This is a genomic window from Pseudomonas moraviensis, from assembly GCF_900105805.1.
GTDB lineage: Bacteria > Pseudomonadota > Gammaproteobacteria > Pseudomonadales > Pseudomonadaceae > Aquipseudomonas > Aquipseudomonas moraviensis_A.
The window spans coordinates 3352167-3377050 of record NZ_LT629788.1; the positions used below are offsets into that span (position 1 = coordinate 3352167).

At 61.6% G+C, this 24884-nt stretch carries 23 protein-coding genes and 1 pseudogene; 9 read left to right on the plus strand and 15 right to left on the minus strand.

Annotated features, from left to right (window positions below; translation table 11 throughout):
• The 4 genes and pseudogenes from BLU71_RS14910 to BLU71_RS27345 all read right to left on the minus strand — a co-directional run.
• Positions 1–591 (minus strand): YceI family protein, encoded by a 591-nt coding sequence (locus tag BLU71_RS14910; RefSeq protein WP_042608176.1) that lies wholly within the window; start codon positions 589–591, stop codon positions 1–3.
• A 204-nt stretch (positions 592–795) separates the two neighbouring features.
• On the minus strand, positions 796–1092 hold the full coding sequence (locus BLU71_RS14915; RefSeq protein ID WP_064364175.1) for a hypothetical protein: 297 nt from the start codon (positions 1090–1092) through the stop codon (positions 796–798).
• Entirely contained in the window at positions 1089–2168 is a 1080-nt protein-coding gene (locus BLU71_RS14920) for a serine hydrolase domain-containing protein (RefSeq protein WP_083353392.1), read from the minus strand. The genes BLU71_RS14915 and BLU71_RS14920 overlap by 4 nt, the downstream gene beginning before the upstream one ends.
• Before the next feature lie 203 nt (positions 2169–2371).
• Positions 2372–2500 (minus strand): annotated as a pseudogene (locus BLU71_RS27345) (acyl-CoA dehydrogenase); the annotation flags it as partial.
• A 153-nt stretch (positions 2501–2653) separates the two neighbouring features.
• Between BLU71_RS27345 and olsB the strand changes: the two are divergent.
• Positions 2654–3409, plus strand: coding sequence for an L-ornithine N(alpha)-acyltransferase (gene olsB, locus BLU71_RS14930; RefSeq protein WP_042608179.1), 756 nt, complete (start codon positions 2654–2656; stop codon positions 3407–3409).
• Positions 3409–4200: a lysophospholipid acyltransferase family protein gene (locus BLU71_RS14935; protein ID WP_042608180.1), complete on the plus strand. Its 792-nt coding sequence runs from the start codon at positions 3409–3411 to the stop codon at positions 4198–4200. Before olsB ends, BLU71_RS14935 begins: the two co-directional genes overlap by 1 nt.
• Positions 4201–4302: 102 nt before the next feature.
• On the opposite strand, the gene BLU71_RS14940 is transcribed toward BLU71_RS14935, so the two are convergent.
• Entirely contained in the window at positions 4303–4887 is a 585-nt protein-coding gene (locus tag BLU71_RS14940) for an ACP phosphodiesterase (protein WP_083353394.1), read from the minus strand.
• 168 nt (positions 4888–5055) lie between these two features.
• On the opposite strand from BLU71_RS14940, the gene BLU71_RS14945 reads away from it, so the two are divergent.
• Genes BLU71_RS14945 through BLU71_RS14955 form a run of 3 tightly spaced genes read left to right on the plus strand, consistent with a single transcriptional unit; the run spans position 5056 to position 7640 of the window.
• Positions 5056–5358, plus strand: coding sequence for an ArsR/SmtB family transcription factor (locus BLU71_RS14945; RefSeq protein ID WP_007917068.1), 303 nt, complete (start codon positions 5056–5058; stop codon positions 5356–5358).
• 34 nt (positions 5359–5392) lie between these two features.
• Complete coding sequence (locus BLU71_RS14950) at positions 5393–6559, plus strand: MFS transporter (protein WP_064364180.1); 1167 nt, start codon at positions 5393–5395, stop codon at positions 6557–6559.
• A 31-nt stretch (positions 6560–6590) separates the two neighbouring features.
• A complete protein-coding gene (locus tag BLU71_RS14955; RefSeq protein ID WP_065615224.1) occupies positions 6591–7640 on the plus strand; it encodes an alkene reductase in 1050 nt (349 codons plus the stop codon).
• Positions 7641–8024: 384 nt separating this feature from the next.
• Here BLU71_RS14955 and emhR read toward each other — a convergent pair whose 3' ends face one another.
• Positions 8025–8657, minus strand: coding sequence for an efflux system transcriptional repressor EmhR (gene emhR / locus BLU71_RS14960; RefSeq protein ID WP_016771330.1), 633 nt, complete (start codon positions 8655–8657; stop codon positions 8025–8027).
• A gap of 266 nt (positions 8658–8923) precedes the next feature.
• Here emhR and emhA point away from each other — a divergent pair, with 266 nt between their 5' ends.
• The 4 genes from emhA to BLU71_RS14980 all read left to right on the plus strand — a co-directional run bounded on the left by emhA (position 8924) and on the right by BLU71_RS14980 (position 16383).
• Positions 8924–10081: an efflux RND transporter periplasmic adaptor subunit EmhA gene (emhA, locus tag BLU71_RS14965; RefSeq protein WP_016771331.1), complete on the plus strand. Its 1158-nt coding sequence runs from the start codon at positions 8924–8926 to the stop codon at positions 10079–10081.
• Between the two features lie 3 nt (positions 10082–10084).
• Complete coding sequence (gene emhB / locus BLU71_RS14970; protein ID WP_039762672.1) at positions 10085–13249, plus strand: efflux RND transporter permease subunit EmhB; 3165 nt, start codon at positions 10085–10087, stop codon at positions 13247–13249.
• A complete protein-coding gene (gene emhC, locus BLU71_RS14975; RefSeq protein WP_042608184.1) occupies positions 13246–14706 on the plus strand; it encodes an efflux RND transporter outer membrane subunit EmhC in 1461 nt (486 codons plus the stop codon). Before emhB ends, emhC begins: the two co-directional genes overlap by 4 nt.
• A gap of 417 nt (positions 14707–15123) precedes the next feature.
• Positions 15124–16383: an OprD family porin gene (locus BLU71_RS14980; RefSeq protein WP_083353395.1), complete on the plus strand. Its 1260-nt coding sequence runs from the start codon at positions 15124–15126 to the stop codon at positions 16381–16383.
• A gap of 158 nt (positions 16384–16541) precedes the next feature.
• Here the strand turns inward: BLU71_RS14980 and pcaC are convergent, their stop codons facing one another.
• The 9 genes from pcaC to BLU71_RS15025 all read right to left on the minus strand — a co-directional run bounded on the left by pcaC (position 16542) and on the right by BLU71_RS15025 (position 24796).
• Entirely contained in the window at positions 16542–16934 is a 393-nt protein-coding gene (gene pcaC / locus BLU71_RS14985) for a 4-carboxymuconolactone decarboxylase (RefSeq protein WP_025110738.1), read from the minus strand.
• 10 nt (positions 16935–16944) lie between these two features.
• A complete protein-coding gene (gene pcaD / locus BLU71_RS14990; RefSeq protein WP_064364183.1) occupies positions 16945–17736 on the minus strand; it encodes a 3-oxoadipate enol-lactonase in 792 nt (263 codons plus the stop codon).
• 11 nt (positions 17737–17747) lie between these two features.
• The gene (locus BLU71_RS14995; protein ID WP_083353396.1) at positions 17748–19112 is read right to left on the minus strand and encodes a 3-carboxy-cis,cis-muconate cycloisomerase; all 1365 of its coding nucleotides are present in this window, start codon (positions 19110–19112) and stop codon (positions 17748–17750) included.
• A gap of 46 nt (positions 19113–19158) precedes the next feature.
• Complete coding sequence (locus BLU71_RS15000; protein ID WP_039762664.1) at positions 19159–20454, minus strand: MFS family transporter; 1296 nt, start codon at positions 20452–20454, stop codon at positions 19159–19161.
• Positions 20455–20648: 194 nt separating this feature from the next.
• A complete protein-coding gene (gene pcaG / locus BLU71_RS15005) occupies positions 20649–21215 on the minus strand; it encodes a protocatechuate 3,4-dioxygenase subunit alpha (RefSeq protein WP_064364185.1) in 567 nt (188 codons plus the stop codon).
• Between the two features lies 1 nt (position 21216).
• Complete coding sequence (gene pcaH / locus BLU71_RS15010) at positions 21217–21921, minus strand: protocatechuate 3,4-dioxygenase subunit beta (RefSeq protein ID WP_042608189.1); 705 nt, start codon at positions 21919–21921, stop codon at positions 21217–21219.
• Between the two features lie 36 nt (positions 21922–21957).
• Positions 21958–23163, minus strand: a complete 1206-nt coding sequence (gene pcaF / locus BLU71_RS15015) for a 3-oxoadipyl-CoA thiolase (protein WP_173867348.1) — start codon at positions 23161–23163, stop codon at positions 21958–21960.
• Positions 23160–23939: a CoA-transferase subunit beta gene (locus BLU71_RS15020; protein ID WP_042608191.1), complete on the minus strand. Its 780-nt coding sequence runs from the start codon at positions 23937–23939 to the stop codon at positions 23160–23162. The genes pcaF and BLU71_RS15020 overlap by 4 nt, the downstream gene beginning before the upstream one ends.
• The gene (locus tag BLU71_RS15025) at positions 23939–24796 is read right to left on the minus strand and encodes a CoA transferase subunit A (protein ID WP_024011937.1); all 858 of its coding nucleotides are present in this window, start codon (positions 24794–24796) and stop codon (positions 23939–23941) included. Before BLU71_RS15025 ends, BLU71_RS15020 begins: the two co-directional genes overlap by 1 nt.
• Positions 24797–24884: the final 88 nt, after the last annotated feature.

Consider the following 24884-nt stretch of genomic DNA (forward strand, 5'->3'; position numbering starts at 1 on the left):
TCAGCGCGCCGTGAAAATCAGCACCGCACCCACCGGCACCGACAGACTGATGGCCGACAGGTCGGCGAGTTTGCGCAGGTTTTCCAGGCCAGGCGCCAGATCGAAATCCTCGGCGTTGATCACCAGCGGCTCCAGGGTCACCACCTGAAAGCGTCGATCATCGAGACGCGTGGCGAGCAACTCGGCCGGGTATTCGTGCTGCTTGCCGTGCAGGCTGACGGTCAGCGGCAGGCGTAATTCCAGCTGCGCGCCGGGGGCCAGATCGTTGATCGGGCGCAGGTCGATCTGCGTGGTGATGGTCGCTGCGGGGAATTGCTCGATCTGGAACAGCTCTTTGCGCATGCGTTCATCACGCAAGGGAATGCCACTGTTGATCGATTCGAGCTCGACTTCGACTTCGGCGCGACCGTTGGGATCGACCTTGCCGTGCAGCACCAGAAAGCGCTGCACTTCCGACACGCTGGCATTTTTGGTGCTGACGAACGACAGCCGCGACGATTCGCCGTCCAGATACCAATTGGCCTGGGCCGGCAGTGCAGCGGCCGTCAACAGCAGACTGGCGAAGACTGTATAGAGGGAGCGGTTGAACATTGAACACTCGTGGGGGCGATAAACCTGCACGAACCTTAACCGCCTCCACGGTTATTGCAAACTGGAGATCACCACTGATTGATTGGCTGGTGAAATCCTGTAGGAGTGAGCCTGCTCGCGATGACGGCATATCAGTCGACATCTTTTTTAAATGTCAAACCGCTATCGCGAGCAGGCTCACTCCTACAAGGGGATCGGCTGTGGTCAGGGATTCAGGCGACAGCCCTGGCGTTCGCTCAGCCATTGCGCACTGTTGCTGCGGCCCATGCCGCTGACGGTGATGGTTTTGCTCGAAGCGTCATCGGTAAAACCGCTGGTTGGCAGCCACTGCTTCACATACCCGCGGCAATACCCGGCATCGTTGTTCATCACATACCGGCACGAGCAATATTCCTTGGCGGTGTAGGCGCTGATGATGTCCGCAAACGCCCAGAGATTCTCGCGTTCATACCAGCCCCAGCCGAGCAGTAACAACAGCAGCACCAGCAAAAAACGCTTCATGGCCGCACCGCCTGCAACACGCGTTTGAGCAGTTCGTTGTGCCGGTAGCTGCCATCGCGGTCATCGCCGTAACGCACGATCACCAGCTTCCGGCTGGGCATCACATACAGCGCCTGGCCCCAGTGGCCGAGGGCGGCGAAGGTGTCGGGCGGGGCGTCGGGCCACGGTGATGCTGCACCAGCGACAGAACGATTGAGCCACCAATGGCCGCCCGGCACGGCTTCGTCCTGATGCGCCTTGTAGCCGGCAAACGGTGTGAGGTTGAACGCGAGCCAATCCTCGGGCAGCAACTGCCGATCGTTCCAGCGCCCGCCGCGCGCCATCAGCAGGCCGACCCGCGCCAGATCCCGTGCAGTGAGATAAGCATAGGACGAGGCGACAAAGGTGCCGCGGGCATCGCTTTCCCACACGGCATGGCGGATGCCCAAGGGTTCGAACAGTGCTGTCCACGGATAGTCGGCATAACGCTGCGGCCCCACGATAGTTTTCAGCGCGGCGGCGAGCAGATTGCTGTCGCCGCTGGAATAACGGAAAGCCTGACCCGGTGCGGCATAAGCGTCGTGGTTCGCAGTGAATGCCGCCATGTCGCGATGGCCCCGGGTGTAGAGCATCGCTACCACCGAAGATTTCAGCGGGGCGTATTCGTAGTCTTCCTGCCAATCCAGACCGGACGCCCAGTTGAGCAGATGGCCGAGGCTGATCGCCGGGTGTTTTTCCAGCGCCGGGTAGAACTTCAGGGCCGGGTCGTCGAGTTTGAACCGGCCTTCGCCGTAGGCCACACCGAGCACCGTAGCCAGCAGGCTTTTGCTGATCGACCAGGTCAAATGCGGGCTCTGAGCGGTGGTCGGGCCGGCGTAGCGTTCGTAGACGATCTGGCCGTCGCGGATGATCAACAAGGCGTCGGTGCGGATGCCTTCGCGAGTGGCGTCGTTGCGGGGCGGGAAGGCGTAACTTTCCAGTGCCTCGACGGCGGGGCCCGCGATCGGCGAGCCGATTGGCCATTGCTCATTCGGCCATTGTTCGGCGTGAGCGGTGAGGCTGATCAGCAGCAGGAACAGGGACAGGCCTTTGAACATGGTTGAGGCTCTGGGGTTGGTCTGCTGAGCTTAGGTGGCGTTCATGACAGGTTGGTGGCGTTTCGTATATTGCTATCGCGAGCAGGCTCACTCCTACAGTTTGATCGCATTCCAACTGAACAAACGCGATCAAGTGTAGGAGTGAGCCTGCTCGCGATGAGGCCAGTCAGGCCGATGCAAGAGCCTTGGCCAAGCGCTTCGCCCCCGCCCGCCACCGCCAATTCGAACGGCGTGACGTTGCCCAGCGCCTGCGACAACGTTGCAAAACCTTCGGCCAGATCAGCAGCGGCGGGCAGGCGTTCACGGCGGTGCAGCAGTTCTGTCCAGGGCACGGGCGCCTCCTTATGGGCTGTCATATAAGCATCACCGAACGTTCATGGCGATGACACCGGGGCTACATAGCCTGACTTTGCACAACACGGCTGCATAAAGAAAGTCGATCGGCTGCAACCCACGACGGGTTAAAGGCCCGTACGGAGATTCACATGACGCAAATCGCCCGCATCAGCGACACCGGCAATGAACGCCGCCTGCAAGCCGAACGCCTGGTCGGCGCCGAAGCCTTGCAGCAAGCCCAGGCCCTGCGCTTCGCCGTCTTCAGCGGCGAGTTCAACGCCAAATTGAAAGGCGCGGAACTGGGTCTGGACATGGATGATTATGATGTTCACTGCAGCCACATCGGCGTGCGTGATCTGAACACCGGGCGTCTGGTCGCAACCACGCGTTTGCTCGATCACACCGCCGCCAGCAGCCTCGGCAAGTTCTACAGCGAAGAAGAATTCAGCCTGCATGGGCTCGCGCATCTGCAAGGTCCGATCCTGGAAATCGGCCGCACCTGCGTCGACCCGGCGTACCGCAACGGCGGCACCATCGCCGTGCTCTGGGGCGAGTTGGCCGAAGTACTCAATCAGGGCGGCTACAGCTATCTGATGGGTTGCGCGAGCATTCCGATGCAGGACGGCGGCATTCAGGCCCACGCAATCATGCAGCGTTTGCGCGAACGTTATCTGTGCACCGAACACCTGCGGGCCGAGCCGAAAAATCCGCTGCCGACGCTGGATATCCCCTCCAACGTCATCGCCGAAATGCCGCCGCTGCTCAAGGCTTACATGCGCCTCGGTGCGAAGATCTGCGGCGAACCGTGCTGGGACGAAGACTTCCAGGTCGCCGACGTGTTCATCCTGCTCAAGCGCGACGAACTCTGCCCGCGCTACGCCAGGCACTTCAAGGCGGCGGTGTGATGAGCCGGTTGCGGGTGTACGCGCGAATCGCGCGAGTGCTGCTGGTGGTGACGCTGGGATTGACCATGGCCAGCGTCTTCGGCGTGTTCGAACGCATCGGTCTGGCCCATTCGATGGAGCGTCGCCAGCGCTGGTCGCGCTTCTTCATGGCGCGGCTGAGCAACGCCCTGCCCTTTCGCGTGAGCGTGCACGGTGAGCTGCCGAAACAGCCGATGCTGTGGGTCAGCAATCACGTGTCGTGGACCGATATTCCGCTGCTGGGCATGCTCACGCCGCTGTCGTTTCTGTCCAAGGCCGAAGTGCGCACCTGGCCGGTGGCCGGTTGGCTCGCGGCCAAGGCCGGCAGTCTGTTCATCCGCCGTGGTTCGGGCGACAGCCAGTTGATCCGCAAACAGATGACCCGTCATTTGCAAACCGAACATTCACTGCTGATGTTCCCTGAAGGCACTACCACCGACGGCCGTTCGCTGCGCACGTTCCATGGTCGCCTGCTGTCGGCGGCGATCGATTCGCAGGTGATGCTGCAACCGGTGGCGATCCGTTATCTGCGCGAGGGCAAAATCGACACGCTGGCGCCGTTCATTGGCGACGATGATTTGCTCTCGCATCTGATGCGCCTGTTCAGCCATGACTGCGGCGATGTCGAAGTGCATCTGCTCAAGCCGATTGCCTGTCAGGGCCGCGAGCGCGCGGCGCTGGCGTTCGAAGCGCAGCAGGCGGTGCAGAAGGTGTTGTTTGGATCGATCCCGGAAAGCCGACAATCGCCCATGCGCCCGGCAATTGCTGCCTGAAATACATTTCCATTGTAGGAGTGAGCCTGCTCGCGATGGCGGTCTGTCAGTCACATTTGCATGAACTGACAGACCGCCATCGCGAGCAGGCTCACTCCTACATTAGATTTTCGGTGGTTTGGCGTGCCGGGCGAAATCCTGCAATTGCGGGTAGAACAGGCTGAAGTCTTCGCTGAGCGGCTCATACAATCGTCGCAACTCCTGCATCGCTCCCGCCAACTCTTCAGGCCTCGTCAACCGCCGCGAGATCCCCCGCAGGACCTGCTCCAGCACGGCAAATTCGCGATACGAACCCAGCCAGTCATTGGCAACCATGTGCGGCGCGATCTTCGCCAGCCGTTCCGGCAATTGCCGTTCGCGGGACAGCACCCGATAGACGTCTGCGGTGAACTGTTCCAGCGGTTGATCGGCATACAAACGCCAGTCCCGCGCCAGGCAGTGATCGAAAAACACATCGAGGACGATCCCGGCGTAGCGCCGCCGCGTTTCGGTAAACCGCCCCAAGGCAGTGTCCACCAGCGGATGGCGATCAGTGAACACGTCGATGCGCCGATGCAGCGCAATCGCCGCTTCAACCTCCGGGTCGAACTGGCCCTGCAGGCGACCTTTGACGAAGTCGCCATACAGGCTGCCGAGTAACTGACCGGGGCGCTGGCCGCCGAGATGCAAATGCGCGAGATAGTTCATGGGCGCAGCTTAGCACTGGGTTCGAACATTCAGCACCCTTGTATCGTTATAACCCGATATAGCGATTTACAAGATGCTCAGACCGTTTTCATATTGGTATATCGCGATCCAACGATTTAAAGTTCGCCTCATCGCGATATATCGCCACTGCCCCCACGAGCCCACGCCATGAACCTCGACCTCGACGAAATAATAAAAGCCCTGGCGCACCCAGTACGGCGAGACATCCTCAACTGGCTGAAAGACCCGAAAAACGAATTCCCCGAGCAGTTGCACAACCACGAATACGGGATTTGCGCCGGGCAGATCGATCAGCGTTGCGGCCTGTCGCAATCGACTGTGTCGGCACACCTGGCGACCCTGCAACGGGCCGGGCTGATCAGCAGCCAAAAGGCCGGGCAGTGGCATTTTTTCAAACGTAACGAGGACGTCATCCAGGCGTTTCTCAGCACCCTCAGTAAAGAGCTCTGACCCTTAACGTCAGCCAGCCGACAAGGAAACCTGCATGCCCCTTTCGCTCCTCATCCTCGCCCTGAGCGCCTTCGCCATCGGCACCACCGAGTTCGTCATCATGGGCCTGCTGCCAGACGTGGCGGCGGACCTCGGCGTGTCGATTCCCGGTGCCGGCTGGCTGGTCACCGGTTACGCCCTGGGCGTGGCAATCGGTGCACCGTTCATGGCGCTGGCCACCGCGAAGCTGCCGCGCAAGGCCGCGCTGGTGGCGTTGATGGGCATCTTTATTGTCGGCAACCTGCTCTGCGCCATTGCCAGCGACTACAACGTGCTGATGTTTGCCCGGGTGGTCACGGCGCTGTGTCACGGTGCGTTCTTCGGCATCGGTTCAGTGGTGGCCGCCGGTCTGGTCGCGCCGAACAAACGTGCCTCGGCGGTGGCGTTGATGTTCACCGGTCTGACCCTGGCCAACGTGTTGGGCGTGCCGCTGGGCACCGCATTGGGTCAGGAAGCCGGCTGGCGTTCGACCTTCTGGGCGGTGACCGTCATCGGGGTGATCGCGCTGATCGGCCTGATCCGCTTCCTGCCGGCCAAGCGTGACGAAGAGAAACTCGACATGCGCGCTGAACTCGCCGCGCTCAAGGGCGCCGGCATCTGGCTGTCGCTGAGCATGACCGCACTGTTCGCCGCCTCGGTGTTCACCCTGTTCACCTATGTCGCCCCACTGCTCGGCGAAGTTACCGGCGTGTCGCCGCGTGGCGTGACCTGGACGCTGATGCTCATCGGTCTGGGCCTGACCGTCGGCAACATCATCGGCGGCAAACTCGCCGACAAAGGCATGGCCGCCACGCTGATCGGCGTGTTCATCAGCATGGCCGTGGTTTCCACGGTGCTGAGCTGGACCAGCGTTGCGCTGATCCCGACCGAGATCACCTTGTTCCTCTGGGCCACCGCCTGTTTCGCCGCTGTGCCGGCGCTGCAAGTCAACGTGGTGACCTTCGGCAAGGCTGCGCCAAATCTGGTCTCGACCCTGAACATCGGCGCCTTCAACGTCGGCAACGCCCTCGGCGCCTGGGTCGGCGGCAGCGTCATCGCCCACGGCTACGGCCTGACCAGCGTGCCACTGGCCGCCGCCGCACTCGCCGTACTGGCCCTGCTGGTGACCCTGATTACTTTCCGCCAGAACGGCAATGCCGAGCTGGCCGCTGCTTCCCACTGATCAACTTCCTTATCAAGAGAGACTTTTAGACATGGCGACTATTTTCGACCCGATCAAACTTGGCGACATCGAGCTGAACAACCGCATCATCATGGCCCCGCTGACCCGCTGCCGCGCCGACGAAGGTCGTGTGCCGAACGCGCTGATGGCCGAATACTACGTGCAACGCGCCTCGGCCGGCCTGATCCTCAGCGAAGCCACTTCGGTAACGCCGATGGGCGTTGGCTACCCGGACACCCCGGGCATCTGGTCCAACGATCAAGTGCGTGGCTGGGCCAATGTGACCAAGGCGATTCACGCTGCCGGCGGCAAGATCTTCCTGCAACTGTGGCACGTTGGCCGCATCTCTCACCCTTCGTACTTGAACGGTGAAGCGCCGGTGGCACCAAGCGCCATCCAGCCAAAGGGCCACGTCAGCCTGGTGCGCCCACTGGCCGACTACCCAACCCCGCGCGCCCTGGAAACCGCTGAAATCGCCGACATCGTCGACGCCTACCGCACCGGTGCCGAAAACGCCAAGGCCGCCGGTTTCGACGGCGTGGAAATCCATGGCGCCAACGGTTACCTGCTCGACCAGTTCCTGCAAAGCAGCACCAACCAGCGCACCGATCAGTACGGTGGCTCGCTGGAAAACCGTGCGCGCCTCTTGCTGGAAGTAACCGATGCCGCGATCGACGTCTGGGGCGCCGGCCGCGTTGGTGTGCACCTGGCACCGCGTGCCGACTCCCACGACATGGGCGATGACAACCTCGCGGAGACCTTCACCTATGTCGCTCGTGAACTGGGCAAGCGCGGCATCGCGTTCATCTGCTCACGGGAAAAAGAAGGCGCCGACAGCCTCGGCCCGCAACTGAAAGAAGCTTTCGGTGGCCCGTACATCGCCAACGAAAAATTCACCAAGGACAGCGCCAACGAGTGGCTGGCCAGCGGTAAGGCTGACGCGGTGGCGTTCGGCGTGCCGTTCATTGCCAACCCGGATCTGCCCGCCCGTTTGCAGGCTGATGCACCGTTGAACGAGCCGCATCCGGAAACTTTCTATGGCAAGGGTCCGGTGGGTTACATCGACTATCCGACGCTGTAACCAAGCGGTAGCGCAGAAATGAAGAAGCCCCTGACTCGTGAGAGTCAGGGGCTTTTTGTTGTTCGGCTTCAGATTTGTTGCGTGGCACGACGCGTAGCCCCTCACCCCAGCCCTCTCCCGAGGGAGAGGGAGCCGATTTGCAGAGCTTTCAGAACCTGAGTTCGGCGGAGATATTCCAGGTCGGCGTATCTTGTAAGAGCAGCCCGGTCGGTCACCTCTCCCTCTGGGAGAGGGCTAGGGTGAGGGGAAAGCGGCGAAACACGGTTTCACAAGAGCTACACAATTTCCCTACAAAATGCACGGCTCGCTGCGTTTAAACTCCCCGCCGCGATCATCAGCCATGGCGGCTGATTGACATCTCCCCGGGCAATTGCGCATTTTGTTTCATTTGCGCAGGCTCGGGCTCAGGCGCAGCATGTCCAGCCCGGTGTCGACCCAGCGTTCAGCCTCGGCGTGCAATTCGAAGCTGTCCGGGGCCAGCAGCCAGCCGTACAGCAGGCCGTCGATGTAGGCATGAATGCTGATGGCCGCGCGGGCAGTGTCGAGATCTTCCGGCAACTGGCCGCGATTCACCGCATTACGCAGGGTCAGGCCGATGCGCAGGTTGCAATCGAGACTGGCCGTCCGGCGCTGCTGGCGCAGATCGCACATTTCATCGGTGAACTCGCACTTATGAAACAGAATTTCGTTGATGCGCCGGGTTTTCGGATCCAGTGCAACTTGATGAAACAAATGAATCAGCAACTGCCGCATGCAGCCCAGCGGGTCTGGCTCGTCTTCGCTTTCACTGGCCTTGGCCAGTTCATCCAGCGGTTCGTGCAGGCTGTCGAGCATGGCCTGGACCAGATCGGCCTTGTTGCTGAAATGCCAGTAGATGGCGCCACGCGTCACGCCGGCGAGGGTCGCGATGTCCGCCAGGGTGGTGCGGGCAACCCCCCTTTCATAGAAGGCTTTCTCGGCCGCTTCCAGAATCTGGCTGCGGGTTTCCTGAGCTTCCTCTTTGGTACGACGGACCATGGCAGTAAAACCTCAAACAGGATGTTTCAGGGATGGCTGAATATCCGCTGAATAAAGAGGGGGCGATCTCTCGTGAATCGACTCCCCGGCCTACAATTTCAAACCTTGCGACGACTTTTGTAACAGGGTGGATACGCGGCGCAGGTGTTTACAAACAACCATGAACGTAAGTATATTACTTAGCAAGCTACTTATCCACCCGGTGCCCGATTTTTACTCTTTCACACTTCTTGTGCGCTTCTTGCGCGCCTGACCCGAGGATCTTCATGCAATTCAAGCCAGCTGTTACCGCTCTGGTCACTGCCGTCGCCCTGGCATCGCTGCTCAGCGGATGTAAAAAGGAAGAAGCGGCCCCTGCCGCTCCGCCCCCTCAGGTCGGCGTCGTCACTCTGCAACCACAAGCCTTTACCCTCACCTCCGAGCTGCCGGGCCGCACCAGTGCGTTCCGCATCGCCGAAGTCCGGCCGCAGGTCAACGGCATCATTCTCAAGCGTCTGTTCAAGGAAGGCGCCGACGTCAAGGCCGGCCAGCAGCTGTATCAGATCGATCCGTCGGTGTATGAAGCGACGCTGAAAAGCGCCGAAGCCGAGCTGCGTTCGACCAAGTCGATCTCCGACCGCTACAAGCAACTGGTCGATGAGCAGGCCGTCAGCCGTCAGGAATACGACACTGCGCTGGCCAACCGCTTGCAATCGGAAGCGTCCCTTCAGAGCGCGCAGATCAACGTGCGTTACACCAAGGTCTATGCGCCGATCTCCGGCCGCATTGGCCGTTCTTCGGTGACCGAAGGCGCACTGGTCAGCAATGGTCAGGCCGACGCGATGGCGGTGATTCAACAGCTCGATCCGATCTACGTCGACGTCACCCAGTCGTCGGTGGAACTGCTGGAGCTGCGCCGCGAACTGGAAAGCGGCCGTCTGCAGAAGGCCGGCGACAACGCCGCGGCAGTCAAGCTGACCCTGGAAGACGGCAGCCAGTACAAGCTCGACGGCAAGCTGGAATTCTCCGAAGTCTCGGTTGACCAGACCACTGGCTCGGTGACCCTGCGCGCGGTGTTCCCGAACCCGGATCACACCCTGCTGCCAGGCATGTTCGTTCACGCCCAGCTGCAGGCCGGCGTCAACAGCGCAGCGATTCTCGCGCCGCAGCAAGGCGTGACCCGCGACCTCAAAGGCACCCCGACGGCACTGGTGGTCGGCGCTGACAACAAGGTCGAGCTGCGTCAGCTCAAGGCCAGCCGCACCGTCGGCAGCCAGTGGCTGATCGAAGACGGCCTGAAAGCCGGCGATCGTCTGATCACCGAAGGGCTGCAGTACGTCAAACCGGGCGTCGAGGTCAAAGCGACCGAGGCGACGAACGTCGGCACCAAGAACCCGGCCCCCGCACAGGCAGCTGACAAAGCCGCCGGCGGCAAAGGGGAGTAACCCATGTCAAAATTCTTCATCGACCGTCCGATTTTCGCCTGGGTGATCGCCCTGGTGATCATGCTGGTCGGGGCACTTTCGATCCTGAAATTGCCGATCAACCAATACCCGAGCATTGCGCCACCGGCCATTGCGATCCAAGTGACCTACCCAGGTGCGTCCGCACAAACCGTGCAGGACACCGTGGTCCAGGTCATCGAGCAACAGCTCAACGGTATCGACAACCTGCGTTATGTGTCGTCGGAAAGTAACTCCGACGGCAGCATGACCATCACCGCGACCTTCGAGCAAGGCACCAACTCCGACACCGCGCAGGTTCAGGTCCAGAACAAGCTGAACCTGGCCACCCCGCTGCTGCCGCAGGAAGTGCAGCAACAGGGTATCCGCGTGACCAAGGCAGTGAAGAACTTCCTGCTGGTGATCGGCGTGGTGTCGCGTGACGGCAGCATGACCAAGGACGACCTGTCCAACTACATCGTGTCGAACATGCAGGACCCGATCTCGCGAACTGCCGGTGTCGGTGACTTCCAGGTCTTCGGTGCGCAGTACGCGATGCGTATCTGGCTCGACCCGGCCAAGTTGAACAACTTCAACCTGACCCCGGTCGACGTGAAAAACGCCATTGCCGCGCAGAACGTTCAGGTTTCGTCCGGTCAGCTCGGTGGCTTGCCTGCCGTGCAGGGCCAGCAACTGAACGCGACGATCATCGGCAAGACCCGTCTGCAGACCGCCGAGCAGTTCAAGGAAATCCTCCTCAAGGTCAACAAGGACGGCTCGCAGGTTCGCCTCAAAGACGTCGCTGAAGTCGGCCTGGGCGGTGAGAACTACGCGATCAGCGCCCAGTTCAACGGCAGCCCGGCGTCCGGTCTGGCGGTGAAACTGGCCAACGGCGCCAACGCCCTCGACACCGCCAAAGCACTGCGCAACACCATCGACAGCCTCAAGCCGTTCTTCCCGCAAGGCATGGAAGTGGTGTTCCCGTACGACACCACCCCGGTGGTGACCGAGTCGATCAAAGGCGTGGTGCACACGCTGGTCGAAGCGATCGCGCTGGTGTTCCTGGTGATGTTCCTGTTCCTGCAGAACTTCCGCGCCACCGTCATCACCACGATGACCGTGCCAGTGGTACTGCTCGGTACGTTCGGCATCCTCGCCGCTGCCGGTTTCAGCATCAACACCCTGACCATGTTCGGCATGGTGCTGGCCATCGGTCTGCTGGTGGACGACGCCATCGTCGTGGTGGAGAACGTCGAGCGGGTGATGAGCGAAGAAGGCTTGTCACCGAAGGAAGCGACGAAGAAGTCCATGGGCCAGATCCAAGGCGCGCTGGTGGGTATCGCCCTCGTGCTCTCGGCGGTACTGCTGCCGATGGCATTCTTCAGCGGCTCCACCGGTGTGATCTACAAGCAGTTCTCGATCACCATCGTGTCGGCCATGGCCCTGTCGGTACTGGTTGCCCTGATCTTCACCCCGGCGCTGTGCGCGACCATGCTCAAGCCGATTCCGAAAGGCGAGCACGGTACCCCGAAGAAAGGTTTCTTCGGCTGGTTCAACCGCAACTTCGACCGTGGCGTACGCAGCTACGAGCGCGGCGTCGGCAACATGCTGACCCGCAAGGCTCCGTACCTGCTGGCGTACCTGCTGATCGTCGTGGGCATGATCTGGCTGTTCACCCGCATCCCGACCGCGTTCCTGCCGGAAGAAGACCAGGGCGTTCTGTTCGCTCAGGTGCAGACCCCGGCCGGTTCCAGTGCCCAGCGCACACAAGTGGTCGTGGACGAAATGCGTGAGTACCTGCTGCGTCCCAACAAGGACGGCGGTGAGGCGGACGCGGTGGCTTCGGTGTTCACCGTGACCGGCTTCAACTTCGCTGGCCGTGGGCAGAGCTCGGGTATGGCGTTCATCATGCTCAAGCCGTGGGGCGAACGTAACGCCGACAACAGCGTGTTCAATCTCGCTGCGCGTGCCCAGCAACACTTCTTCAGCTTCCGCGACGCGATGGTGTTTGCCTTCGCCCCGCCAGCGGTTCTGGAATTGGGTAACGCCACCGGTTTCGACGTGTTCCTGCAGGACCGTGCCGGTATCGGTCACGAAAAACTGATGGAAGCGCGTAACCAGTTCCTCGGCATGGCGGCGCAAAGCAAGGTGCTGACCCAGGTGCGTCCGAACGGCCTGAACGATGAGCCGCAGTTCCAGCTGGAAATCGATGACGAGAAGGCCAGTGCCCTCGGCATCACCATCAGCGACATCAACAACACCCTGTCGATCGCGCTGGGCAGTAGCTACGTCAACGACTTCATCGACCGTGGTCGGGTGAAGAAAGTCTACGTGCAGGGCCAACCGGACTCGCGCATGAGCCCGGAAGACCTGAAGAAGTGGTACGTGCGCAACGCCGAAGGCACCATGGTTCCGTTCTCGGCATTCGCCAAGGGCGAGTGGGTCTACGGTTCGCCGAAACTGGCGCGCTACAACGGTGTGGAAGCGGTCGAGGTCCTCGGGGCTCCAGCGCCGGGCTACTCCACCGGTGAAGCGATGGCCGAAGTCGAAGCGATTGCCAAGAAGCTGCCGTCCGGTGTCGGTATCTCCTGGACCGGTCTGTCCTACGAGGAACGTCTGTCCGGCTCGCAAGCGCCAGCGCTGTACGCCCTGTCGCTGCTGATGGTGTTCCTGTGTCTGGCGGCGCTGTATGAAAGCTGGTCGATTCCGATCGCGGTCATGCTCGTGGTACCGCTGGGGATCATCGGTGCACTGATGGCGACCAGTCTGCGCGGTCTGTCCAACGACGTGTACTTCCAGGTAGGCCTGTTGACGACCATCGGTCTGGCGGCTAAAAACGCCATTCTGATCGTCGAATTCGCCAAGGAACTGCATGAACAGGGACGCACCCTGCGTGAAGCGGCAATCGAAGCCTGCCGCATGCGTCTGCGCCCGATCATCATGACCTCGCTGGCCTTCGTCCTCGGCGTGGTACCGCTGGCGATTTCCACCGGCGCCGGTTCAGGCAGTCAACATGCGATCGGTACCGGCGTGATTGGCGGTATGCTCACGGCCACGATCCTGGCGATCTTCTGGGTCCCACTGTTCTTCGTTACTGTGTCGTCGATCGGTCAGCGCAAAAAGACCGACGCGGATGAGACTACTGAAACTCCTAAAGAGGCTGGCCAATGAGCAAGTCGCTACTCTCCATCGCAGTCGCCGCATTCGTGCTGAGCGGTTGCTCGCTGATACCTGACTATCAGCAGCCTGAGGCTCCGGTCGCAGGCCAGTACCCGCAGGGGCCGGCGTATTCGCCGGCCCAGGCTCCGGCGCAAGCCGCGGCCGAACAGGGCTGGAAGCAGTTTTTCCATGACCCTGCCCTGCAACAGCTGATCCAGGTCGCCCTGGAAAACAACCGCGACCTGCGGGTCGCGGCGCTGAACATCGACGCTTACGCGGCGCAGTACCGCATCCAGCGCGCCGACCTGTTCCCGGCGGTGTCGGCCACTGCCGCCGGCAGCCGCCAGCGTCTGCCGGCCCGTGCCTCGCAGACCGGCGAGTCGACTATCAGCAGCTCCTACTCGGCCACGGTCGGGGTCAGCGCCTACGAACTCGACCTGTTCGGTCGAGTGCGCAGCCTGAGCGAGCAAGCGCTGCAACAATACTTCGCCACTGAAGAAGCACGTCGCAGCACACAGATCAGTCTGGTGGCCAACGTCGCCAATGCTTACCTGACCTGGCAGGCGGACAAGGAACTGCTCAAGCTGACTCAGGACACCCTCGGTGCCTTCGAAGAAAGCTACAAGCTGACCAGCCGCAGCAACGAAGTCGGTGTGGCTTCGGCGCTGGATCTGGCGCAGTCGCGCACTTCCGTGGAAAACGCCCGGGCACAATTGGCGCGTTATACCCGCCAGGTCGCGCAGGACGAAAACAGCCTGACCCTGCTGCTCGGCACCGGTATTCCGGCCAATCTGCAAGCGGCCAAACCGCTGGCCGACGACCTGCTCAGCGACGTGCCGGCCGGTCTGCCTTCGGATCTGCTGCAACGTCGTCCGGACATTCTGCAGGCCGAGTACAACCTGAAGGCGGCCAACGCCAACATCGGCGCGGCCCGTGCAGCGTTTTTCCCGAGCATCAGCCTGACCGCCAACGCGGGTAGCCTGAGCCCGGATCTGTCCGGCCTGTTCAAGGGTGGCTCGGGGACGTGGCTGTTCCAGCCGCAGATCAACCTGCCGATCTTCAACGCCGGCAGCCTGCGCGCCAGCCTCGACTACGCCAAGATCCAGAAGGACATTGGCGTGGCGAATTACGAGAAGTCGATTCAGACAGCTTTCCAGGAAGTCGCCGACGGCCTCGCTGCCCGCCAGACCTACACCGAGCAGTTGCAAGCACAGCGTGACTTCGTTCAGGCCAACCAGGATTACTACCGCCTGGCCGAACGTCGCTACCGCATCGGCGTCGACAGCAACCTGACCTTCCTCGATGCCCAGCGTCAGTTGTTCAGCGCGCAACAGGCACTGATCACCGACCGCCTCGCGCAGCTGACCAGTGCGGTCAACCTGTACAAGGCCTTGGGCGGTGGCTGGAATGCGCAGACCGCGCAGAACGAACCGCTGAAAGAAGAAGCGCCGAAGATGAAGCTGTTCTGATCATCGGCTGAATACATCAAGCCCACCTTATTGGTGGGCTTTTTGTTGCCTGTCGGAAAGGTTTGACGGCCGAACTGGCCTCTTCGCGAGCAGGCTCGCTCCCACAGGGAAACGCATTCCAATTGTGGGAGCGAGCCTGCTCGCGAAGAGGACCTCACACCCACCACCTAATCCGGAGGAATCTTGCGTTCGATAACCGCCCAAAACCCGCTTTTCCTAATTGAATCCAATCATCCGCGCCCTTCACCATTCGACCCAGAAAACCAATAACAACAAGGTTCGACACCATGCTCCAGCGCCCTGCCCCGCCCGGCTGACCGCCACCGCTTAACCTCAGACACGCATCACTTTGCCTGCGCCGCACCCGCCGCGACAGCGCAGCCGTTCGCCCTAAAAAAACAAGAGAGACCCAAGTCCATGACAGTTTTCCCTGTGCCTTATGCATTGCCCGGTGTGATCGCCCTGGCCATCGCCGGTCTGGCCCTGCCAGCCAGCGCCGAAGAAGGTGGCTTCGTCGAAGGCGCCAAGGTCAACCTCAACCTGCGCAACTTCTACATCAACCGCAACTTCACCAACCCGACCAAAGCCCAGGGCAAGGCTGAAGAGTGGACGCAGAGTTTCATCCTCGACGCGAAATCCGGCTTCACCCAAGGCACCGTCGGTTTCGGCATGGACGTGCTCGGGCTGTATTCGGTCAAGCTTGATGGCGGTAAAGGCACGGGCGGTACGCAGTTGTTGCCACTGGACCATGACGGTCGCCCGGCGGACAACTTCGGCCGCACCAACGTCGCGTTCAAGGCCAGACTCTCGCAGACCGAAGTCAAGGTCGGTGAGTGGATGCCAGTGCTGCCGATCCTGCGTTCGGACGACGGTCGTTCGTTGCCGCAGACTTTTCGTGGCGGCCAGATCACTTCGAAGGAAATCGCTGGCCTGACCCTCTATGGCGGCCAGTTCCGCGCCAACAGCCCGCGCGACGACAGCAGCATGAGCGACATGTCGATGACCGGCAAAGCCGCGTTCACCTCTGACCGTTTCAACTTCCAGGGCGGCGAATACCTGTTCAACGACAAGCGCACGCAGATCGGCTTATGGAACGCGCAGCTCAAGGACATCTACAGCCAGCAGTACCTCAACGTGCTGCATAGCCAGCCGCTCGGCGACTGGACGCTGGGCGCCAACCTCGGCTTTTTCTATGGCAAGGAAGATGGCAGCGCCCGCGCCGGCGATCTCGACAACAAGACTTGGTACGGGATGTTTTCCGCCAAATACGGCGGCAACACGTTCTACGTCGGCCTGCAGAAACTGACCGGCGACAGCGCGTGGATGCGGGTCAACGGCACCAGTGGCGGCACCCTGGCCAACGACAGCTACAACGCCAGTTATGACAACGCTCAGGAACGCTCCTGGCAACTGCGCCACGACTACAATTTCGCCGCCATGGGCATCCCCGGTCTGACCCTGATGAACCGCTACATCAGTGGCGACAACGTGCACACCGGGACGATTACCGACGGCAAGGAATGGGGTCGCGAATCGGAACTGGGTTACACGGTGCAGAGCGGCACGTTGAAAGACTTGAACGTCAGATGGCGCAACTCGACGATGCGCCGGGATTTCAGCAATAACGAGTTTGATGAGAACCGCTTGATCGTCAGCTACCCGATCAGCCTGCTCTAACTACCGATCCTTGTAGGAGCTGCCGAAGGCTGCGATCTTTTGAGTTTGATTTTTTAAAAACAAGATCAAAAGATCGCAGCCTTCGGCAGCTCCTACACGGGTACGCATTTCCAACTGTGGGAGCGAGCCTGCTCGCGAAAGCGGCAGACCGGTCGCCATTATTCTCGAGATTCGACGCCTAGCTCATCCCAAACCGATTCCGCCAGATGAAACGTCGCATTCGCCGCCGGAATCCCGCAGTAGATCGCGCTCTGCATGATCACTTCCTTGATCTCGCCACGGCTGACGCCATTATTGGCCGCGGCGCGCAGGTGCAGTTTCAGTTCGCCTTCGCGGTTCATGCCGATCAGCATGGCGATGGTGATCAGGCTGCGTGTGTGCCGGGGCAGGCCCGGGCGGGTCCAGATGTCGCCCCAGGCGTGGCGGGTGATCATCTCCTGGAATTCCGAGTTGAACTCGGTCAGCGTGGTCAGGCTGCGATCGACGTGGGCATCACCCAGTACCGCGCGGCGCACTTGCATGCCATCGTCGTAACGTTGTTTCTCGTCCACAAAATCTTCCTCACTGAGCTCGCAAAAACGCCAGCACCCGGTCGCTGAAATCGGTGCCGGCCTGCACGTTGGACAAATGCGCCGCATAGAACTCGGCGTACTCGGCGCCGCGCACATGATCGCGGATGAAATGCCCGCCGGACGGCGGCGTCACCGCATCTTCGCTGCCGGCAATCACCAGCAACGGCACATTGATCGAAGCCAGTTGTTCACGGAAATCGGCATCGCGCACCGCCGCGCAATTGGCCGCATAGCCCTGCGGATTGGTCGCGGCGAGCATGTCGGTAATCTTCTTCGCCGCCTCGGGATGCGCCGCCGAAAAGTCCGGAGTAAACCAGCGCGCGATCGAGGCATCACGCAGCGCGACCATCGCCGCCGGGCCGTCGCGCAACACGGTTTCGATGCGTGGATTCCACACCGACGGATCACCGATCTTCGCTGCGGTGTTGCAGACGACTAGCTTGTGCAAACGATGCCCGGCGTTAATACCCAGCCACTGACCGATCAGCCCGCCCATCGACAGTCCGCAGAAATGCGCGCGCTCGATGTGCAGCGCATCCAGCAGACCGAGCACGTCGTGGCCCAGTTGCTCGATGCTGTACGGCCCTTCGGTGACCAGCGATTGTCCGTGGCCGCGAGTGTCGAAACGCAGCACGCGAAAATGCTCGGTGAACGCCGGCATCTGCGCGTCCCACATGTGCAGGTCGGTGCCCAGCGAGTTGGACAGCACCAGCACCGGCGCATCGGCCGGGCCTTCTATTTGATAATGCAGTTCGCCATCGGCGAGTTGAACGAAAGCCACAGCCCTCTCCTTCAGACAGTCAAAGCGTTGTGTTCGGCCACCGCGCGCTCGACCCAGACTTGCGCCTGACCAAGGTAATGCGCCGGGTTCAGAAGATCATCGAGTTCAGCACCGCTGAGTTCGGCGGTGACTTGCGGCTCGTCACCGAGTACGGCGCGCAAATGGCGTTGTTCGGCCACCGCGCGCTTGCAGCATTGTTCGAGCAGATGATGCGCGGTGTCGCGGCCCACTCGTTGCGCGAGGACGATACTCACCGCTTCGGCCAGCACCAGCCCTTGGGTCAATTCGAGGTTGCTGGCCATGCGTGCGGCGTCGACCTCCAGGCCATCGGCGAGCAAACGCGCCTGCTGCAGCGAACCGGACACCAGGCAGCAGATCTCCGGCAGGGTTTCCCATTCGGCGTGCCACAAACCGAGGCTGCGTTCGTGCTCCTGCGGCATGGCGCTGAACAGTGTCGATACCAGCCCCGGCACCCGCGTTGCCGCGCCGATCAGCACCGCCGCGCCGACCGGGTTGCGCTTGTGCGGCATGGTCGACGAACCGCCCTTGCCCGGTGCGGCGGGTTCGAACACTTCCGCCGCTTCGGTCTGCATCAACAGGCTGATGTCGCGACCGAATTTGCCGAGGCTGCCGGCAATCAAGCCAAGCACCGCGCCGAACTCGACGATGCGATCGCGCTGGGTGTGCCACGGTTGCTCGGGCAGGCTCAGTTGCAGTTCTTCGGCCAGCGCTTGAGCAATCGGCAACCCCTGCTCGCCCAGCGCCGCGAGCGTCCCCGACGCGCCACCGAATTGCAGCACCAGCAGCCGTGGCTTGAGTTCTCGCAGACGCTGGCGGCTGCGCGTCACAGCGCCCAGCCAACCGGCGATCTTCATGCCCAGCGTCACTGGCGTCGCGTGTTGCAGCCAGGTGCGCCCGGCCAATGGTGTGGTGGCGAAACGTTGTGCGTGGGCGGCAAGTGAGTCGGCCAGATGCGTCAGTTGGTCTTCGATCAGCGCCAGCGCCTGACGCAATTGCAGGACCAGCCCGGAATCCATCACGTCCTGACTGGTCGCGCCCAGATGCACATAGCGCTCGGCTTCGGCATCGCTCGAGGCGATCTGTTTGCCCAACGCCTTGACCAGCGGAATCGCCGAATTGCCGGCCGTGGCAATCGCCTCACCCAATGCGGCGAAGTCATACAGGTGCGCATCGCACGCTGCGGCGATCGGTGCCACGGCCGAAGAAGGAATCAGCCCGACCCGCGCTTCGGCCCGGGCCAGCGCCGCTTCGAAATCGAGCATCGCCTGCACCCGGCCCTGATCGCAGAACACCTCGCGCATATCGCGGGCGGTGAAGTAGGCATCGAACAATTGATTGCCCGGTCGCTGAGTCATAAACAGTCCTTGCCGGCGCGGGCCAGAACGGCCCGCGCACTTCGGGTTAGAGATCGTGGTGCAAATACTTCGCCTGCTTGGGCAACCGCAAGCTGAACAGGAAGGCCACCGCCATCATCGCCGTGACGTACCAGTAGAAGGCGTTTTCCATACCGCCGGCCTTGAGGCTCAGGGCGACGAATTCCGCCGAGCCGCCGAAGATTGCATTGGCCACCGCGTAAGCCAGGCCGACACCCAGGGCGCGCACTTCCGGCGGGAACATCTCGGCTTTCACCAGACCGCTGATCGAGGTGTAGAAACTGACGATCGCCAGCGCCAGGGTGATCAGCACGAAGGCGAGGAACGGACTGCTGATGCTTTTCAGGCTGAGCAGGATCGGTACGGTGAACAGCGTGCCGAGGGCGCCGAACCAGAGCATCGAGTTGCGCCGGCCGATCTTGTCGGCAAGCATGCCGAACAGCGGCTGCATGCACATATACAGGAACAGCGCGCCGGTCATGATGTAGCTGGCGGTCTTGGCGTGCATGCCGGCGGTGTTCACCAGGTATTTCTGCATGTAGGTGGTGAAGGTGTAGAAAATCAGCGAGCCGCCAGCGGTGTAGCCGAGCACGGTGATGAACGCCGCCTTGTGATCGCGGAACAGTGCGGTGATGCTGCCGGCATCCTTGTGTGCACGGGTTTCTTCGTTGGTGGTTTCCTTCAGCGAACGACGCAGGAACAGCGAAATCAGCGCCGCCACCGCACCGACCACGAACGGAATGCGCCAGCCGTAGGCGCGCAGATCTTCTTCAGTGAGGAACTGTTGCAGCACCACCACCAGCGACACCGCCAGCAGTTGCCCGCCGATCAGCGTCACGTACTGGAACGAAGCGAAGAAACCACGCTGGCCCTTGAGCGCGACTTCGCTCATGTAGGTCGCGGTGGTGCCGTACTCGCCGCCGACCGACAGGCCTTGCAGCAAGCGCGCAAACAACAACAGCACCGGCGCCCAGACGCCGATGTCCTTGTACGTTGGCAAGCAGGCGATCAGCAACGAGCCGAAGCACATCATCAGGATCGAGATGAGCATCGAATTCTTGCGCCCGTGCTTGTCAGCAACGCGGCCGAAAATCCAGCCACCAATCGGCCGCATCAGGAACCCGGCAGCGAACACGCCAGCGGTGTTGACCAGTTGCACGGTAGGGTTATCGGAGGGGAAAAACGCCGGGGCGAAATAGATCGCGCAGAAGGCGTAGACGTAGAAGTCGAACCATTCGACGAGGTTGCCGGACGAAGCGCCGACAATGGCGAAAATGCGCTTGCTGCGCTCTTCACCGGTGTAATGGGAGGTGGGCGTTGTCATTGTTTTTTCACTCGATAGGGACAGTCACAGTCTAGACATACTTTGCAACAGTCCCGTTCCACAGTTCCATCTGCAACACAGTTCCCTTGTAGGAGTGAGCCTGCTCGCGATGGCGGTGTGTCATTCAGACCATTTAAATCTGACACACTGCCATCGCGAGCAGGCTCACTCCTACAGGGATTGATGGTGTTCTTTCAATAGTCGAAGAACACCGTCTCGGCATCAGTGCCCTGCAGAATCACGTTCCACTGGTAAACACCGGACGCATCCTGCTTCGCCAGCAACGTATCGCGGCGTTCAGCCGGGACGCATTCGAGCAGTGGATCATCGACGTTCGCCGGCTCACCCTCAAAATAAATCCGCGTCAGCAAGTGCTTGACCAGACCACGGGCAAACACCAGCACCACCAGATGCGGCGCCTGGGTCGAGCCTTTCAGGCCGGGCACGGTGCCGGGTTTGATCGTGGTGAAACGGAAGCGCCCTTCGGCGTCCACCGGCACCCGACCGAAGCCTTCGAAATTCGGATCGAGCGGTTTGTCCTGCTGGTCTTCCGGGTGGTCATATTTGCCGACGGCGTTGGCCTGCCAGACTTCCAGCATGGCGTCGTTGACGACATCGCCATTGCCGTCGACCACCTGGCCGGTGATCGCCACGCGCTCGCCGAGGGTCAGCTCGTTGGCCAGGGTTTCGCGGTTCAGCCAGGTCAGGCCGATGTGGTAATACGGCCCGACGGTGTGGGACGTGGTCGCATAGAGGGTCATCTTATTTCTCCATCGGCGTGGCTTCACGCCCGCGCAGCACGATGTCCCAACGGTAACCGAGGGCGTAGGACGGAATGGTTTTTTCCAGATCGAAGCTGGCGATCAGGCGTTCCTTGGCCGAGGTGTCCGGCACGCAGTTGTAGATCGGGTCATACGCGAGCAACGGATCGCCGGGGAAGTACATCTGCGTGACCAGACGCGTAAGGATGCTCGGCCCGAACAGCGAAAAGTGGATGTGCGCCGGGCGCCAGGCGTTGTGGTGGTTGCCCCACGGGTAAGCCCCGGGCTTGATGGTCTGGAACTGGTACCAGCCGTCGGCATCGGTAACGGTGCGGCCGGTGCCGGTGAAGTTCGGGTCCAGCGGCGCATCGTGCAGGTCGCGGGCGTGGTTGTAGCGACCGGCGGCGTTGGCCTGCCAGATCTCCACGAGAATCCCCGGCACCGGCAGACCGTCTTCATCGAGCACACGGCCGTGAATAATGATGCGCTCGCCCAACGGCTCGCCGGCGTGCTGCGCGGTCAGGTCGTTGTCTTTCTCGGCAACGTGTTCGGCACCGATGGTCGGACCGGTGATTTCCGAGAGTGAATGGGGCAGGTACACCAAAGGCTTGGACGGCGAGCGCAGGTTGGTGGATTGATACGTCGGGTGCAGGTAGTCAGGCTGAGTGCCTGCCTGTGGGCGACGATAACCAGGCTTGTCAGTCATTTCACTTTCCTCAATTCTTGTAAGTGCCGCAGCGCGTCAGACGCGTTCGATGGCCAGGGCCAGACCTTGGCCGACACCGACGCACATGGTCGCCAGACCTTTCTTGCCACCGGTCTTTTCCAACTGATGCAGGGCAGTCAGCACCAGTCGTGCGCCGCTCATGCCCAATGGGTGACCGAGGGCAATCGCGCCACCGTTCGGGTTGACCTGCGTAGCGTCATCCGCCAGACCCAGCTCACGCAGCACCGCCAAGCCTTGGCTGGCAAACGCCTCATTGAGTTCGATCACGTCAAAATCGCTGACCGCGACGCCGAGGCGCTCGGTCAGTTTGCGCACCGCTGGCACCGGGCCGATGCCCATCACCCGCGGTGCGACGCCGGCGCTGGCCATGCCGAGCACTTTCGCGCGGGCGGTCAGGCCGTGTTTTTTCACCGCTTCAGCCGAGGCAAGTATCAGCGCCGCGGCGCCATCGTTAACGCCAGAGGCATTGCCGGCGGTGACGGTTTTGTCCGCGCCGTTGACGGGTTTCAGTCTGGCCAGCGCTTCAATTGTGGTGTCGGCGCGCGGATGCTCGTCCTGGCTGACCACGGTTTCGCCTTTTTTATGAGCGATGCGCACTTCGACGATTTCTTCAGCGAAGTAACCGGCGGCTTGAGCGGCAGCGGTACGTTGCTGACTGCGCAGGGCAAAGGCGTCCTGATCCTCACGCGAAACCTGGTAGTCGTCGGCGACGTTGTCAGCGGTTTGCGGCATGGCATCGACGCCGTACTGCGCCTTCATCAGCGGGTTGATGAAACGCCAGCCGATGGTGGTGTCTTCCAGTTTCATGTTGCGCGAGAACGCCGCATCAGCCTTGCCCATCACGAACGGCGCGCGGGACATCGACTCGACGCCGCCGGCAATTGCCAGCTCCATTTCGCCGCTGGCAATCGCACGAAACGCAGTGCCGATGGCGTCCATGCCCGAGGCGCAAAGACGATTGAGGGTCACGCCGGGCACGCTGTCCGGCAGACCGGCGAGCAGCAGCGCCATGCGTGCAACGTTGCGGTTGTCTTCGCCAGCCTGGTTGGCGCAGCCAAGGAACACCTCATCGACTGCATTCCAGTCCACCGATGGATTGCGCTCCATCAAGGCTTTGATCGGCACGGCGGCCAGGTCATCGGCGCGAACGCCGGACAGTGCGCCGCCGAAACGGCCGATGGGGGTGCGAATCGCGTCGCAGATATACACGTCACGCATCATGCTTCTCCCGGTGCCTGACCGTGGGCGGCGGCGGTGCGCGCTTCAAGATCACGCAGCGCGGTCAGCTCGACGTCGGTCGGCTCAGCAGTGGTTTCAACGGATTCGGCAAAACGGATCGCCCAACCGGTGGCGGCGACCACTTGCTCGCGGGTCACGCCCGGATGCAACGCGGTGACCACGAACTCGTTAGTGCCCTCCTCCGGTTCCATGATGCACAGGTCGGTGATGATCCCCACCGGCCCGGCACCCGGCAGGCCCAGACGTTTGCGCGAATCGCCACCCTCGCCGTGACCGACGGAGGTGATGAAATCGAGTTTGTCGACAAACGAACGCGCCGACTGTTTAAGGATGATCAGCACGCTTTTCGCCGAACCGGCAATCTCCGGCGCGCCACCGGCACCCGGCAGACGCACTTTCGGCGCGTGGTAGTCGCCGACCACGGTGGTGTTGATGTTGCCGAAACGGTCGACCTGCGCGGCGCCGAGAAAACCGACGTCGATGCGCCCGCCCTGCAGCCAATAGCGAAAAATCTCACCGGTCGGCACGACGGTGTCGGCGGTTTCGGCCAGCTCGCCGTCACCGATGGACAGTGGCAGCACGCTCGGCTTGGCGCCAATCGGGCCGGATTCGTAGATCAGCACCACGTCCGGCGATGAAGTCAGACGCGCAAGGTTGGCGGCTTTCGACGGCAGGCCGATGCCGACGAAGCACACCGAGCCGTTCTTCAGGCGCCGGGCCGCAGCGACGGTCATCATTTCATTGGTGGTGTAAGTCATTACTTGGCCTCCGAAGCAGCGGCCAACTTGGCCTGGAATTCGCTGAAATCAGCGCAGCCATGGATGTATTCGTTGATCCACGCGGTAAACGTCTCACGGTCGCGAGCGATCGGGTCCCACGCCTGATAGAAACGATTGTCACGCTCGGTGTAACCGTGGGCGTAGGACGGATGCGCGCCACCCGGTACATGGCAGACCGCGCTCAAGGCCCAGGTCGGCAGTACACAGGCGTTCATCGGTGCGTTGAGGTCGTCGACGATTTCTTCCACGGTGACGATGCAGCGTTTGGCCGCCAGCGCGGCTTCTTTCTGCACACCGAGAATGCCCCAGAGCAGCACGTTGCCTTTGCGGTCGGCCTTCTGCGCATGAATCACGGTGACGTCGGGGCGTACCGATGGCACTGCCGCCAGCACTTCGCCGGTGAACGGGCAGGTCACGGTTTTGATCAGCGGATTGACCTTCGGGAGGTCGGAACCGGCGTAGGCACGCAGCACCGCGAACGGCAGGCCGGACGCGCCAGCGACATAGGCATTGGCGAGGTCGGCATGGCTGTGCTCTTCGATTTCCAGGGCGTGCGGCCATTGCTTCTCGACCGCGTCACGCAGACGGTGCAGCGAGCCCACACCCGGGTTGCCGCCCCAGGAGAAAATCAGTTTGCGCGCGCAACCGGCGCCGATCAGTTGGTCGTAGATCAGGTCCGGCGTCATCCGCACCAGCGTCAGATCTTTCTTGCCCTGACGAATGATTTCATGACCCGCTGCCGTAGGGATCAGGTGAGTGAAGCCTTCGAGGGCGACGGTATCGCCGTCGTTGACGAATTGCTTCACCGCGTCGTGCAGCGAAAGGATCTCAGCCATGGAGCGGGCTCCTGTTCTTTTGTAAGGAATCGCCAGTGATAAAAAGGCGCGAGGTTCAGCGCCGGAGTCACTGAAGATTAAGCCTGGG